The sequence below is a fragment of the Ovoidimarina sediminis genome, assembly GCF_032586175.1.
Classification (GTDB): Bacteria; Pseudomonadota; Alphaproteobacteria; order Rhodobacterales; family Rhodobacteraceae; genus Ovoidimarina; species Ovoidimarina sediminis.
The window spans coordinates 474,783-488,752 of the sequence record NZ_JAWHTE010000001.1 but is presented as its reverse complement, the minus strand read 5'-3'; the positions used below and the strand labels follow the sequence as shown (position 1 = coordinate 488,752).

At 61.2% G+C, this 13,970-nt stretch carries 12 protein-coding genes and 1 pseudogene; 6 read left to right on the top strand and 7 right to left on the bottom strand.

Translation table 11 applies throughout. The features are described 5' to 3' along the window. The first annotated feature begins 154 nt into the window (after nucleotides 1-154). Genes bhcA through bhcD form a run of 4 tightly spaced genes read left to right on the top strand, consistent with a single transcriptional unit; the run spans nucleotide 155 to nucleotide 4,495 of the window. Nucleotides 155-1,345, top strand: a complete 1,191-nt coding sequence (gene bhcA / locus RXV90_RS02390) for an L-aspartate--glyoxylate aminotransferase BhcA (RefSeq protein WP_316646639.1) — start codon at nucleotides 155-157, stop codon at nucleotides 1,343-1,345. Beyond that, on the top strand, nucleotides 1,345-2,313 hold the full coding sequence (bhcB, locus tag RXV90_RS02385) for a beta-hydroxyaspartate dehydratase BhcB (protein ID WP_316646638.1): 969 nt from the start codon (nucleotides 1,345-1,347) through the stop codon (nucleotides 2,311-2,313). Before bhcA ends, bhcB begins: the two co-directional genes overlap by 1 nt. A gap of 17 nt (nucleotides 2,314-2,330) precedes the next feature. After that, nucleotides 2,331-3,494 (top strand): 3-hydroxy-D-aspartate aldolase BhcC, encoded by a 1,164-nt coding sequence (bhcC, locus tag RXV90_RS02380; protein ID WP_316646637.1) that lies wholly within the window; start codon nucleotides 2,331-2,333, stop codon nucleotides 3,492-3,494. A gap of 35 nt (nucleotides 3,495-3,529) precedes the next feature. Continuing rightward, nucleotides 3,530-4,495, top strand: a complete 966-nt coding sequence (bhcD, locus tag RXV90_RS02375) for an iminosuccinate reductase BhcD (RefSeq protein ID WP_316646777.1) — start codon at nucleotides 3,530-3,532, stop codon at nucleotides 4,493-4,495. An 8-nt stretch (nucleotides 4,496-4,503) separates the two neighbouring features. On the opposite strand, the gene RXV90_RS02370 is transcribed toward bhcD, so the two are convergent. Next, on the bottom strand, nucleotides 4,504-4,989 hold the full coding sequence (locus tag RXV90_RS02370; protein WP_316646636.1) for an ureidoglycolate lyase: 486 nt from the start codon (nucleotides 4,987-4,989) through the stop codon (nucleotides 4,504-4,506). Then, complete coding sequence (gene puuE / locus RXV90_RS02365; RefSeq protein WP_316646635.1) at nucleotides 4,986-6,398, bottom strand: allantoinase PuuE; 1,413 nt, start codon at nucleotides 6,396-6,398, stop codon at nucleotides 4,986-4,988. The genes RXV90_RS02370 and puuE overlap by 4 nt, the downstream gene beginning before the upstream one ends. A gap of 149 nt (nucleotides 6,399-6,547) precedes the next feature. Here puuE and uraH point away from each other — a divergent pair, with 149 nt between their 5' ends. Continuing rightward, a complete protein-coding gene (uraH, locus tag RXV90_RS02360; protein ID WP_316646634.1) occupies nucleotides 6,548-6,901 on the top strand; it encodes a hydroxyisourate hydrolase in 354 nt (117 codons plus the stop codon). Here the strand turns inward: uraH and RXV90_RS02355 are convergent. Next, entirely contained in the window at nucleotides 6,886-7,791 is a 906-nt protein-coding gene (locus RXV90_RS02355; protein WP_316646633.1) for a LysR family transcriptional regulator, read from the bottom strand. The genes uraH and RXV90_RS02355 overlap by 16 nt on opposite strands. A gap of 128 nt (nucleotides 7,792-7,919) precedes the next feature. Here RXV90_RS02355 and RXV90_RS02350 point away from each other — a divergent pair. Beyond that, a pseudogene (locus RXV90_RS02350) lies at nucleotides 7,920-8,820 on the top strand (urate hydroxylase PuuD); the annotation flags it as partial. Between the two features lie 370 nt (nucleotides 8,821-9,190). Here RXV90_RS02350 and RXV90_RS02345 read toward each other — a convergent pair. The 4 genes from RXV90_RS02345 to RXV90_RS02330 form a co-directional block, all read right to left on the bottom strand. Then, on the bottom strand, nucleotides 9,191-11,821 hold the full coding sequence (locus RXV90_RS02345; protein ID WP_316646631.1) for a methyl-accepting chemotaxis protein: 2,631 nt from the start codon (nucleotides 11,819-11,821) through the stop codon (nucleotides 9,191-9,193). Between the two features lie 21 nt (nucleotides 11,822-11,842). Further along, nucleotides 11,843-12,415: a PDC sensor domain-containing protein gene (locus tag RXV90_RS02340; RefSeq protein WP_316646630.1), complete on the bottom strand. Its 573-nt coding sequence runs from the start codon at nucleotides 12,413-12,415 to the stop codon at nucleotides 11,843-11,845. Nucleotides 12,416-12,580: 165 nt separating this feature from the next. Continuing rightward, a complete protein-coding gene (locus tag RXV90_RS02335; protein ID WP_316646629.1) occupies nucleotides 12,581-13,444 on the bottom strand; it encodes an MBL fold metallo-hydrolase in 864 nt (287 codons plus the stop codon). Between the two features lie 2 nt (nucleotides 13,445-13,446). Further along, a complete protein-coding gene (locus RXV90_RS02330) occupies nucleotides 13,447-13,950 on the bottom strand; it encodes a MarR family winged helix-turn-helix transcriptional regulator (RefSeq protein WP_316646628.1) in 504 nt (167 codons plus the stop codon). Nucleotides 13,951-13,970 lie beyond the last annotated feature (20 nt).

The window sequence follows — 13,970 nt, the reverse complement described above, 5'->3', positions numbered from 1 at the left end:
GGTTCAAAAAATATTTTCAGTTAGCGAAAAAAGCAAGTGTATGAAATTATTGCAAAGATATATTTTTTCATCACTCAAAAAATAATTTCAAAAAAATTGTGCGTGGCGGAGTAAGGCCGTAGATCTACCTCAGCACGAGGAGAGGAGCACTCGCATGACATCCCAGAACCCCGTTTTCATTCCCGGGCCGACGAATATGCCCGAAAGCCTGCGCAAGGCGATCGACATGCCGACGATGGATCACCGTTCGGCTGCATTCGCCGAGATCCTGCACCCCGCGCTCGCCGCCGTGAAGAAGGTGCTGAAGACCGAGACAGGTGAGGCGTTCATCTTCCCCGCGAGCGGCACAGGCGGCTGGGAGACGGCGATTGCGAACACGCTGTCGCCCGGGGACAAGGTTCTCGTGGGGCGGAACGGCATGTTCTCGCATCGCTGGATCGATATGTGCGAGCGCTTCGGGCTTGACGTCCAGGTGATCGAGACGCCCTGGGGCGAGGGGCTGCCGGCGGATCGGTACGAGGAAGCTCTGGCCGCGGACACGGGCCACGCGATCAAGGCCGTGCTTGCGACCCACAACGAGACCGCGACCGGCGTTCTTTCCGATATCTCCGCTGTTCGCCGCGCGATGGACAAGGCGGGGCACCCGGCGTTGTTCATGGTCGATGGTGTGAGTTCGATCGGATCCATGGATTTCCGTATGGATGAGTGGGGCGTCGATATCGCCGTGACCGGATCGCAAAAGGGGTTCATGCTACCCGCAGGCCTTGCGATCCTCGGGGTGTCGCAGAAGGCGCTTTCGGCGATGGAAACCGCAAAACTGCCGCGGACTTTCTTCGATCTTCGCGACATGCAGGCAGGTTACGCTAAATCGGGCTATCCCTATACGCCGGCGGTGGGCCTCATGAACGGCCTCAAACAGGCCTGTGACATGCTGCTGGACGAAGGGCTCGACAACGTTTTTGCCCGGCATCGCCGGATCGCCGATGGTGTTCGGGCCGCCGTGCGGGCCTGGGGCCTTTCGCTTTGTGCGAGGGAGCCGCAGTTCTACTCGGATTCGGTGAGTGCGATCCGCACGCCCGAAGGGTTCGACGCGACGCGTATCGTGACGCATGCCGCCGAGAACTACGAGATGGCGTTCGGTGTCGGGCTTGGTGAGGTTGCGGGCAAGGTGTTCCGGATCGGGCATCTGGGCCAGCTGTCGGCCCCGCTGGCACTGACCGGTATCGCGACCGCGGAGATGGCGATGGTCGACCTTGGTCTGCCGGTCACGCTGGGCTCCGGTGTGGCCGCCGCACAATCGGTGTATCGCCACGGTGACGTGGTTCTGACCAAGGAAGCTGCGTGATGAAGGATATGAACGAGATGTACATCCCGACCTATGAGGATGTGGTGACGGCGCATGAGCGGATCAAACCGCATATTCATCGCACACCGGTTCTAACCTCGAGCTATTTCAACGATCTGGTCGGGGCTGAGCTGTTCTTCAAATGCGAAAACTTTCAGAAGGCGGGGGCCTTCAAGGTGCGCGGAGCGTCGAATGCCGTGTTCGGTTTGGATGATGCGCAGACGCAGAAGGGCGTCTGCACGCATTCCTCGGGGAACCATGCGCTGTCGCTGTCTTATGCAGCGGGGCGCCGTGGCATTCCCTGCAATGTGGTGATGCCGCGCACGGCGCCCGAGGCGAAAAAGGCCGCTGTTCGGGGCTATGGCGGGAAGATCACCGAGTGCGAACCCTCGACATCGTCGCGCGAGGAAGTGTTCGCCCGGGTGCAGGCCGAGACCGGTGGCGAATTCGTGCATCCCTATAACGATCCGCGGGTGATCGCGGGGCAGGGCACGTGTTCGCGCGAGTTCATGGAGCAGACAGACGGCGTCGACATGATGGTGGCCCCGATCGGGGGCGGCGGCATGATTTCGGGCACCTGCCTGACCCTGTCGAACATCGCGCCCGAGGTGGAAATCATAGCCGCGGAACCCGAGCAGGCCGATGATGCCTACCGCAGCTTCAAGGCGGGGCACATCATCGCCGACGATGCGCCGGTGACGATTGCCGACGGGCTTAAGGTGCCGCTCAAGGAGTTGACCTGGCATTTCGTGTCGAACCACGTGACCGACATCCTGACCGCGAGTGAGCAGGAGATCATCGACGCGATGAAGCTGACCTGGCAGCGCATGAAGATCGTGATGGAGCCAAGCTGTGCCGTGCCGCTTGCGACCATCCTGAAGAACAAGGACCGGTTCGCGGGCAAGCGGGTTGGCGTGATTATCACCGGGGGCAATGTCGATCTCGACAAACTGCCCTGGATTCAGTGACTTCGGAGGAAATTGAGATGAATGCACCGACGAAATTCGAGGGCCTTGAAGTAGGCTATGACATCCCCGCCGCGATCGGCATGGATGAAAGTGAGATCCAGACCCCGTGCCTCGTGCTCGACCTCGACGCACTGGAGCGGAACATCAAGAAGATGGGCGACTATGCGAAGGCGCATGGCATGCGTCACCGCGTGCACGGCAAGATGCACAAATCGGTCGACGTGGCGAAGCTTCAGGAGACACTCGGCGGGTCGGTTGGCGTTTGCTGCCAGAAAGTGAGCGAGGCGGAGGTGTTCGCCCGCGGCGGGATCAAGGATGTTCTGGTGTCGAACCAGGTGCGCGATCCGGCGAAGATCGACCGGCTGGCGCGGATGCCGAAGCTGGGCGCGCGGACGATCTGCTGCGTCGACGACGTGGAGAACGTGGCCGATCTGTCGGCAGCAGCCCAGACGCACGGGACCGAGATCGAGTGCCTTGTCGAGATCGATTGTGGCGCGGGCCGTTGCGGCGTGACGACGACGCCCGAGGTTGTCGAGATCGCGAAGGCGATCGACGCGGCACCCGGCCTGAAGTTCGCTGGCATCCAGGCCTATCAGGGCGCGATGCAGCACATGGACAGCTATGACGATCGGAAGGCCAAGCTCGACATCGCTGTGGCGATGGTTAAGGACGCCGTGGATACTCTGAAGGCGGAAGGGCTTGAGTGCGATATCGTCGGCGGCGGCGGCACAGGCAGTTATTACTTCGAGTCGAATTCGGGCGTTTACAACGAGCTTCAGTGCGGCTCCTACGCCTTCATGGATGCCGATTACGGCCGGATCCTCGACAAGGACGGCAATCGGATCGACGAGGGGGAGTGGGAGAACGCGCTCTTCATTCTGACAAGCGTGATGAGCCATGCGAAGGCCGACAAGGCAATCGTGGATGCCGGCCTGAAGGCCCAGTCGGTCGATAGCGGATTGCCCGTAATCTACGGGCGTGACGACGTGGAATACATCAAATGCTCGGACGAGCATGGCGTGGTGATGGATCCTGAGGGCGTTCTGAAGGTGAACGACAAGCTGAAGCTCGTGCCGGGACACTGCGACCCGACCTGCAACGTACATGATTGGTATGTCGGTGTGCGGAACGGGAAGGTCGAGACGATCTGGCCGATTTCGGCACGCGGGAAAGCCTACTGATGGCGGATGGAAGTGCAGTCATGCAAGGAAACAAGCTGACCATCGTGCCGGAGAGCGCCATCGCCGAGCTCATCTCGGCGGAGGCAGCCTTCGACGCTGTCGAGGCGACTTTCGGGGCGATGGCGCGGGGCGATGCCTATAACTTCCCGGTGATCCGGGAGGCTATCGGTCATGCCGATGCGCTTTATGGCTTCAAATCGGGCTTTGACCGGGCAGGGCTTCATCTCGGGCTGAAATCGGGGGGGTACTGGCCGGGGAACGATGCAAAGGGACTGACAAACCACCAGTCCACCGTGTTTCTGTTCGATGCCGATACCGGCCGGGCGCGGGCCGTCGTCGGGGGCAACCTTCTTACCGCGCTTCGGACGGCGGCAGCGTCGGCCGTGTCGATCCGGCACCTGGCGCGCCGGGACGCGAAGGTTCTGGGAATGATCGGTGCCGGCCACCAATCGGCCTTTCAGATGCGTGCAGCGGCCGCGCAGCGCGACTTCGAGAAGGTGATCGGCTGGAATTTCCATCCCGAGATGTTGTCCCGGCTGGAAGAAACCGCCGCCGAACTCGGCCTGCCATTCGAGGGAGTGGAGCTGGATCAGCTTGGGGCCGAAGCAGATGTGATCATCACGATCACCTCGTCTTTCGCGCCGACGCTGCTTGATGCCCATGTGCGGCCGGGCACGCACCTCGCCTGCATGGGCACAGACACGGTGGGCAAGCAGGAAGTCGAAGCCGCGATCCTCGCGCGGGCCACTGTTTTCACCGACGAGGTGGCGCAATCTGTCACCCTGGGCGAGGCGCAGCATGCCGTGAAGGCCGGGCTGATCGATGAGGCCGATGTGCAGAAGATCGGGGATGTAATCAACGGCGATCATCCGGGGCGGACGACGGACGAGGAGATCACGCTGTTCGACGGCACCGGAGTGGGTCTTCAGGATCTGGCGGTGGCTGCGGCAGCTGTCGAGATCGCGATCGAACGGGGGATCGCCACCGAAGTGGCGTTCTGAGTGCGCGGTCAATCGGGCAGGACTACCTCGTAAGGCTTTGAGAAACAGTGCTCTTCGAGGTTGGGGCCCGGCCCGATGCGATCGACGACTGCGAAGAGACCGGGCGCGTGGAGCGGGGTGAGTACCCCGTGCCACGCGCCTCTTTTGTAGCAGACCCCTTGGTGGGGTTTCGTCAGAAAGGCGCGGGGGATGCCCGGGCGTCCTGCCTCATCCGGGGCGACAATCACCAGAAACGGCTGGCCCGTCATGGGCAGGAAAGCCTGGGCCCCGTCGGGGTGGCGTTCGACCATTTCGAGCCTGTAGGGCAGACTGCGCGGTTCGGCATCGAAGAGGCTGATCCCGGCACGGCCACCGTGGAAATCGAGATCCGCGAGATCGTGATGTCGCCCACAAAGCCCCTGGTTGATCACCTTGTCGGGCGTGTCGCGCAGCGCGATGACATCACCGAATGGCGCAAAGGCGCTGGCGGTGAGTGTAGCGGCGACGAGCTTCACGGCAGAAGATCCTTCAGTCGGTGCAGGGCGATGCGTTCGACCTGGCGGCACGCTTCCGCGAATTCGGTGGTGCTATCGTTTTCTAGGCGTTGGCGGAAGGCGGCAAGGATACCCGCCTTGTCGTGGTCGCGCACCGCGATGATGAAGGGAAAGCCGTGCTTTTCCGTGTAGGCGGTGTTGAGCGCTGTGAAGGTGTCGCGTTCGGCGTCGGTCAGCGCGTCGAGCCCCGCGCTGGCTTGTTCCGCCGTGCTTTCGGCGGTGAGGCGTTTAGCGGCGGCGAGCTTGCCCGCAAGATCGGGATGCGCGTTCAGGACGCCGCGCCGCTGATCTTCCGATGCTGAGCGGAAGATACGGCAGAGGGCGTTGTGGAGACCGGCCGCCCTGTCATGGGCGGCCCCGAGCTCGAGCGCATACGCGCCCTCGGCGACCCAGGGAGAATGCTCGAAAATGCCACCATAAGCCTCTATGAAGTGGGGTTTTTCCATCTTTGAAGGGCGCTCCGAAGAGGCCGGGGGATGATGTGCCCGCCAGTGATCTGCGATCTCTATCCGGGTTGGGCACCAGACGTCGCCCCGGCTTTGGATGTACTCCATGAATCGGCGCAGCGCCATGATCCGTCCTGGTCGTCCGGCGAGGCGGCAGTGCAGCCCGACCGACATCATCCTGGGCGCGCCGGCCTCGCCCTCGAGAACAAGTGCGTCGAGGCTGTCGCGCAAATAGGCCTCGAACTGATCGCCCGAGTTGAAGCCCTGGGGCGTGGCGAACCGCATGTCGTTGGCGTCGAGCGTATACGGGATAACTAGCTGGTCGCGCCCGCTTACGCGGATCCAGTAGGGTAGATCGTCGGCGTAGCTGTCTGACAGGTAATCGAACGCTCCTTCTGTCGAGGCGAGTTCGATGGTCTGCATTGAAGTTCGACCGAGGTAAAAGCCCCTGGGACGCGCACCCGTAACTTCGGTATGAAGGCGGATTGCTTCGTGCAACTGGGCGCGTTCGTCCTCAACCGACATGTCCTTGTATTCGATCCACTTCAATCCGTGGGATGCGATTTCCCACCCCGCCTCGGTCATCGCGGCAACTTGCTCGGGGCCCCGTGCGAGTGCCGTGGCGACCCCATAGACCGTCGGCCGTATCGCCATCTCCTGGAACAGCCGGTAAATGCGCCAGAAGCCGGCGCGCGCCCCGTACTCGTAGATCGATTCCATGTTCCAGTGCCGTTGACCGGGCCAGGCCGTGGCGCCCACGACTTCGGAAAGAAAGGCCTCTGATGCTGCGTCGCCGTGTAATAGATTGTTTTCTCCACCTTCTTCATAGTTCACCACGAACTGAACCGCGGCCTTGGCGCCGCCTGGCCAATTTGCCTGCGGCGGGTTCGGGCCGTAGCCAATCAGATCGCGCGGGTATCGCATATCGTCATCCTTCGTCGCTTCAGGACGCCTATGGCCGGTTTCGGCGTCCCGGTCCTTCGCAAAAATGTTGAAACAGCCTCGCGCGTAAAGACGTTTTCCTCAAGCGCGGTTCGTCGCAAAATGGGCCATCGGACCAAAAGAGGCAGGGTATGGCGGGATATCTGACAACGCATGTTCTTGATACGGCCCGGGGTGCGCCGGCTGCAGGTATGTCCATCATCCTTTATCGTCTCTCACGAGACGGGCGAATGGAAGTGGCGCGCATGGTCACGAATGACGATGGCCGGACAGACGCGCCGATCCTGCCAGAAGGCGCTTTCGAACCCGGGGAATACGAGCTGGAGTTTCACGCCGGGGCCTATCTCGAGTCGCTGGGTGTCCGGAGCGGAGCGCCTCGTTTCCTGGATGTGATCCCGATCCGGTTCGGCCTTTCGGAAGCGGCGCATTATCACGTGCCGCTTCTGCTGTCGCCCTTCGGGTACTCGACTTATCGCGGAAGTTGATCGGCGATACGCCCGGCAGCGAAATCCATGAAAAGGCGCACCTTGGGATCCTGAAGACGGCGGTGTGCATAAAGGAAGCCCAGTGTTACCGGCAGGGGGGGCGTTGCCTCGGCAACCGGGACAAGGCGACCAGCGGCAAGGTGCTCTGCGACTTCGAACATCGGTTTTAGGACGATGCCATGGCCGTCGAGCGCCCAGTCGAGCAGAACGTCTCCATCGTCGGATTCGAAGGGACCTGAGACGGAGAAACGTTCCAGGCCGGTTTCGGTCTGGAGAAGCCAGCGGAATTCCGGGGCCCCGGGGAACCGGAGGTTGAGGCACTCGTGATTGTCCGACACGATTTCTTCGCCGGTCTTGGGTGTTCCGCGCCGTGCAACGTAGGCCGGTGCCGCGCAGAGAAGGCGAGGACAGCTTGCGATTTTCTTAAGCTTCAGCGTGGAATCCTCCGGCACGCCAAGAAACAGGGCCAGGTCGATACCCTCTGCCGTGAGGTCTATCCGCCTATCCGACAGGCGAAGGCGGAGGTCGATATCCGGGTAGGCCGCCTTGAATTCCGGCACGAGCGGCGCGATGAAGCGGCGGCCCGCCCCAAGGGGCGCCGCCACAAAGAGCGTTCCGCGCGGGCTCTTCGTGACACTCATGACGGCGGCTTCCGCAGCGTCGAGAGCTTCGATCACCTTGCAGGCGCCCTCATAGAACAGGCGGCCTTGTTCGGTCGGTTTCAGACTGCGGGTAGAGCGCTGAAAGAGGCGGACGCCAAGATGCCCTTCGAGTTGCGCGATCCGTGCCGATGCGACCGCAGGCGAGATGCGCTGATCGCGGGCGGCCGCGGACATGGAGCCCAATTCGTGGACGCGCGTGAAGGTGCGGATGTTGTCTAGGTAGGACATGACCTTAGCATCCTGGATCGTTGCACGGGTGATTATCGGTTCTTGTTTGAAACTCTTCGGCTCTTTTTCCGAATAGCTGCTTCCGGGCGAACGGGCTAGGCTTTCATGGGTTGAAAACCGGGGCAGGCATGTACGAATTCGCAATAATCTGGGAGTGGCTGGGATTTGCCGCGCGCTGGCTGCACGTTGTCACGGCCATCGCTTGGATCGGATCCTCCTTTTACTTCATCGCCCTGGATCTTGGACTGAACCGCACCATTCCCGGACCCGCGGATGGCGAGGAATGGCAGGTGCACGGGGGCGGGTTCTACCATATCCAGAAATATCTGGTCGCGCCCGATGCGATGCCAGATCACCTAACTTGGTTCAAATGGGAGAGTTATGCGACGTGGCTGTCCGGGGCAGCCTTGCTTGCAATCGTCTATTGGGCCGGAGCGGAGCTTTACCTCATCGATCACGCGAAAGCGGATCTCGCGGTTTGGCAGGCGATCCTCCTTTCCGCTGGCTCCCTGACGGTGGGATGGCTTGCCTATGACATGCTATGCAAATCACCGCTCGGCGAACGGCCGACGCTCCTGATGGCACTCTTGTTCGTGGTGCTGCTTGCGATGTCGTGGGGGTATCATCAGGTGTTTTCAGGGCGGGCCGCGCTTCTGCATCTTGGCGCGTTCACGGCGACGATCATGTCAGCCAACGTCTTCCTGGTGATCATTCCAAACCAGAAGATTGTGGTCGCGGATCTTCGGGCGGGCCGGTCCCCGGTTGCAAGATACGGAAAGATAGCAAAATTGCGATCGACCCATAACAACTACCTGACGCTACCGGTCATTTTTCTGATGCTCTCGAACCATTACCCGCTCGCCTTCGGAGTGCATTGGAGCTGGTTGATCGCAGTGCTGGTGTTCCTCATGGGGGTTACGATCCGCCACTACTTCAATTCGATCCATGCACGCTCCAGAAATCCAACCTGGACATGGCCGGCAACGGTGGTGATCTTCATTGCGATCATGTGGCTTTCCAGCCTTCCCGGTCCGTATGCTGACAATGCCGGTCAGGATGCGGTTTCACAGGCGGCAGATACAGATCCTCGCACAGTGGCCTTTTTGGAGGCCGATGGCTTCGAAATGGCCCAGGAAATAGTGCTTGGCCGGTGCAGCATGTGCCATATGACGCAGCCCGTCTGGGAAGGTTTGAGCCGGGCGCCAAAGGGAGTAGTTCTTGATACCCCATTGGACATCGCCAGGCACGCACGTGATGTCTATTTGCAGGCTGCCGCGAGCCGAGCCATGCCTCCTGGGAACGTAACCTGGATGGAGCCTTCGGAGCGCCTTGTTCTTCGCGACTGGTACGCCGCGGCAGTCGCCGGGGAGACCGGCACCGACCGCTAGAGATCAAATCCTCAGAAATCCGTCCAATCGTCATCGAGATCCTGTTCTGTCGTCGCAGAGATCGAAACGCCGTCGGTCCCCGTCGCCTGGAGTGGCTGTTCTCCGTGATCCCTTGCAACAGCTCCGCCAGCCAGGGCATCGGCGGCTACGCTGCGAGAACGTGCAGTCTGGAATGCAGGGCTCTGCATTCGCGAGGATGCCAGCTGGCCCTGATGTGGCACCGAAAGGCGAAATTGCCCCACGGCATCGGAGAGCTCCGCCGAAGCTGCCATAAGGGACTGGCTCGCCGCTGTGGTTTCCTCGAACATAGCTGCGTTTTGCTGTGTTACCTGGTCAAGCTGACTCATTGCCGAGTTTATTTCGGCAAGCCCGGTCGATTGTTCCTGCGACGACGAAGCGATTGCGGCGACATGTTCCGAAATATCGGAGACCGAGGCCACGATCCGATCCAACGCATTGCCGGCATCTCCGACGAGTGTCACGCCACGCTCCACATGTTCGCCGGAGGCCGAAATCAAGCTGTTGATTTCGCGGGCTGCGTCCGAGGATCGTTGTGCGAGTGCGCGGACCTCCGAGGCAACGACGGCAAAGCCGCGCCCGGCATCGCCAGCCCGTGCGGCTTCAACCCCGGCGTTGAGCGCCAGAAGATTGGTTTGAAATGCGATGTCGTCGATGACCGAGATGATGCTCGAGATCTTGGAAGAACTTTCGGCGATCTGACCCATGGCGGCCACGGCATCTTTCACGACGCCGCCCGACGTCTCGGCATTCTGGCGAGCTTCGTTTACGACCGAATGCGCCTGGCGCGCTCCCTCTGCAGCAGAGCTTACCGAAGCGGTCATTTCGGCAAGCGCGGCAGCGGTTTCCTCCAGTGTAGCCGCCTGGTGTTCGGTGCGGCGGGAAAGATCCTCTGCGGCATTGGAGATTTCCGTGACTTCGGCACGAATGGATGCCGACCGTTCCACAACGGCGCCAATCACACCTTCGAGACGGCCGGCCGCTGCATTGAAATCCTGCCTCAACCGATCGTTCTCTCCGTCGAAAGTCTCGGTGATCTGATAGTCAAGCTTGCCCTCCGAAAGTGCCTTTAGAGCTTCGCTCAGAGAACGGATCATCTTCTCCTGCGACCGCATGAGTGCCGAACGCTCTGATTCAGCGATGTCGGAGCGCGCGCGTTCCTCCGTTACGTCGGCGGCCAATAGAACGGTACGGACAAGCTTACCGCGCCGGTTCTTTACCGGGCTCAGGCCGCCGTGCACTAAGCCGCCGGATCCTGCGGCACCGGCGACTCTGAAATCTCCGAAGCTGCTTTCGGATGGATCGACAGAGTTGCCATGCTGCGTGGCAAGAAGGCGGGAAATCACGGCATCGCTGCGTCCGGGAGCCGTTTCGGCGAGGCGGAGAAACGCATCGTTGGCATCCACGAGCCTTCCCGACGCATCAAACTCGGCCCTGGCCTGGTTTTCGTCGAGCGATGTCAGCACTGCCTCGTTGAGACGTGTGCGGGTGACATCGTCCCATTCCATGACATAGCCGATCCTTTCACCTTCCCGGTCGATTGCCGATGCGGTGAGGTTCAATGTCAGATCTCCGAATTCCAGATCGGTATGGAGCGGCGACGAGCCCAGCGATGCGAGGTTATTCGCGGCCAGGTCGGGGGAGACGATGAGTGTCTCAACGTTTGTACCGATCAGCTTTTCGGGGTCGAAGCCCGGTATCTTGCTTCGGAAGGCTTCGAGGTTCGTTCGCGCCAGATCGGAATATGAAGGACTGACATAGACAATGCTGCCGTCCGTATCGGCAATAATCAGAGAGGCAGATCCGGCGTCGACTGCTGCCCCCTTGAAGGCTGCGTCGCGTCGTGTCGCTTCGGACGCTTTCAGTTGGTCGCGAAATTCCTCGAGCGTTCGCGCCACGACGCCGATCTCGTTTCCGCGGCGCAATCTGGGAATTTCGGTCGTGTAATCGCCGTCAGCCACGCGCTTCATTGCTGCCGCGATGTTTCGCAAGGGTCGCGCCACCATGTGGCGGATGAGGAATCCGACGATCACGAGCAGGACGGCGGTTGTGCCGGCCGCGAGAAGTAGCGTCTTTCGCTTTTCCGCTTCCACAACGGCGAACATCGCGTTCGTGCTGAACTCCAGCACCAATGCGCCCAACAAATCGCCGCTTGCGGCGTGGGTGATCGGTGCAGCGAAAATGAGGTGCTCGCCCACGATGTAAGGCTCGCCACTCTCAATTGCCGTTCGCGCCGCTTCCTGCATCAGATCGAGTTGACCGCCCGACTTTTCCGAAGACACCAGCGTACTTCCGTCAGACCTGATGACCACCCCCCCGGACATGCGGTCGCCGAGACCATCCACTGCCGAATTCAGTGTTTCGGCGACGCTGTCGGTATTGTCGAAGCGCACCGCGGGCGCGAGCTTTGCGGAGAGGAGGCGCGCCATCTCTCCACCGAGGTCGACGACCGAGTTTTTCGTGCTGCGGTCGATCGACCAGAGCGATTGAAAACCAACGATCCCGACGACCAAGAACGTCGAAAGCGCCATTGCCAACAGGCACTTGACGAAGATCGAATCCGGCAGGCGCGGCCACGTGCGTCGTCGTTGGTCCTGGGCAGTTTCGGGCGTCGTAGCTGTCATGCTCGGGCGTCCTTCGCGAGATCAGAAGAGGGCGTCGGCATTTACACCGACGGTGGCCGCACCGACGACTTCGTTCGATGCGGGATCCACGATCGGGAAGGAAATCTGCGCCTGATAGGTTTGGGTGCTTTCGTCATACTCAACCTCGCTGATATGCGAGGCACCGGCCCCGTTCGGAAAGGTTTCGGAGAACTTCGCTTCGTCGCCCTGCCAATAGTCAGATGTCACATCGCTGGCCGCGACATTCAGGCCGCGCGCATCCATCACGAACACTTCAGTGATCGTTCCACCCGCGGCGGCGACACGATCCCGCAGGAAATCAGACGCAGCGTTGTTGACCACCGGATCGATTGTCGGGCGATCGGTTTGACCGATCTCTGCCCGCCATGCCGCATCCAGGGCGTCGATATCTGCCTGGGTATATGCCGCCGTCGTTCCGTTTTGGGCGCGCACGGCGTCGATCAGCACGTCGCTTGATGCCCAGGGCATGATTTCATCCTGAAGGAAGGAGAGCATCTGAGAGTGGTAATCCTGTGCCGGCGCCATGGTGGCGAACAGCAGGGTGGTGGATGCGAAAAGCGTCGAACGGATCATGGGAGCCTCGGTTCCAATTGAATGAGGGCTGCAGTGCAGCCAGATCTGACGCGAGACCCTATGCCGTTGCGGGTTTCATCAGCGTTAATTGCCGTGGGCAGCAATGCCGGAAATTTTAGCGATCCGCCAACAACGGCAGCGGGCCAGCAACGGAAAGGCGCCGCGTCAGCCGCGCGGCGTGATAGTGAAAGCGTCGAGATCCTCGGCGATGGAACTGTTGCCCGGGAAACCCGATTGGAGCTCTTTCAGCGCAGCGGCATGGCGTTCCGGGGCATCCATATGGACGCGGAAGTGGGTGATAACGAGTTCGCCGACGCCGTTTCGGGAGGCCATTGCCGCAATTTCGGCAGGGGTCGGTGCGACATGTTTATAGAATTCGGAGACGTTGGTCTCGTCGCTCAGCCGATAGCACCAATGGAGGAGGAAATCGGCGCCCGAGACGAAGCTTTCGAACTCTGGTGTGATGCCCGCATCTCCGGAATAGACGAAACGCGCGCCGTCCGCCTCAACGGCAAAGGCCATGCATTCCAGGAAGGGCTGGGCATGTGGCACGGGGCAGGAGGACAAGCGCCAGCCGTCGCCGTCGACACGGAACCTCGGTTCGACCTCCGTCACCTCGGGCGCGGGCCAGGGACGGGGCAGCGTGCCGCCGCGGGCGAGCCAGACTTCCTTGCTTCCCTTCAGCCCGGTCCGGGCCTCGAGATCGTGGGCGAAGACGCCGCTTTTGCCGAAGAGTTTCTCGGTGATCGAGGCAATGGGAGCGGGGCCGTACACCTTCGGAAGCCTGCCGCCCTCGTCCCACGCGGCATGTACGAGGCGGGCATAATCCATCATGTGATCGGAATGGAGGTGGCTGAAAAAGATGTAGTCGATATCGGTCGGCTTGAGCCCGGCCTTTAGCAGCCGGTCGAAGACGCCACCGCCGCAGTCGAAGAGAATGCGCTGGCCCGCAACCTCGATCAGGTAGCCCGACGAGGCGCGGCGTTCATATGCTTCGGGAGAGCCCGAGCCGAGGACGGTGAGTTTCATGATCAAGTTTCATCAAAGAGTGATCCCGCCGGGTTCAGACTAGCGCCGGGCGCGTTCGAGGCCAGCGGCCTCGGCTTTTCCTTGTCGATCCTTGCGAGTTTCATCAGGGTGTCGCGCAGGCGGCTTACGTCTTCAGGGCTGAAGCCATCAAGGAGCCGTGCCTCGTAGCGTTCCGCCGCTTTCGACAGATCGTCGAAGACCGCGTGCCCCGCGCGGGTGAGCGACAGCCACTCGTTGCGCCTGTCGACAGTGTCCTGCCGACGGGTCAGGTAGCGTTTCCGTTCGAGGGCGCGCACGGCGCGGCTGACCTTCGTCTTATGGATCGAGGCCGCGGTGCAGATCTCTTTCGCCGTCAGTTCCCCGTAACAGCCGAGGTGAAAGAGGACGCGCCATTCGGTTCGGAGCATGCCGTAGCGGGAGCGGTACTGGGCCTGGAACTCCTCGCTTGCCGTTTCTGCGGCCCGATTGAGAAGATATGGCAAGAACAGCGGGAGGTCGAAGCTCATGGACGGTACCGGGATGCGTG

Excerpts from the sequence above, each read along its gene's own strand:
- bhcB (WP_316646638.1), top strand. The coding sequence starts at position 1,345 with ATGAAGGATATGAACGAGATGTACATCCCGACCTATGAGGATGTGGTG.
- RXV90_RS02335 (WP_316646629.1), bottom strand. The coding sequence starts at position 13,444 with ATGAAACTCACCGTCCTCGGCTCGGGCTCTCCCGAAGCATATGAACGC.
- uraH (WP_316646634.1), top strand. The coding sequence starts at position 6,548 with ATGGCGGGATATCTGACAACGCATGTTCTTGATACGGCCCGGGGTGCG.
- RXV90_RS02330 (WP_316646628.1), bottom strand. The coding sequence starts at position 13,950 with ATGAGCTTCGACCTCCCGCTGTTCTTGCCATATCTTCTCAATCGGGCC.
- puuE (WP_316646635.1), bottom strand. The coding sequence starts at position 6,398 with ATGCGATACCCGCGCGATCTGATTGGCTACGGCCCGAACCCGCCGCAG.
- bhcA (WP_316646639.1), top strand. The coding sequence starts at position 155 with ATGACATCCCAGAACCCCGTTTTCATTCCCGGGCCGACGAATATGCCC.
- RXV90_RS02355 (WP_316646633.1), bottom strand. The coding sequence starts at position 7,791 with ATGTCCTACCTAGACAACATCCGCACCTTCACGCGCGTCCACGAATTG.
- bhcC (WP_316646637.1), top strand. The coding sequence starts at position 2,331 with ATGAATGCACCGACGAAATTCGAGGGCCTTGAAGTAGGCTATGACATC.
- RXV90_RS02340 (WP_316646630.1), bottom strand. The coding sequence starts at position 12,415 with ATGATCCGTTCGACGCTTTTCGCATCCACCACCCTGCTGTTCGCCACC.
- RXV90_RS02345 (WP_316646631.1), bottom strand. The coding sequence starts at position 11,821 with ATGACAGCTACGACGCCCGAAACTGCCCAGGACCAACGACGACGCACG.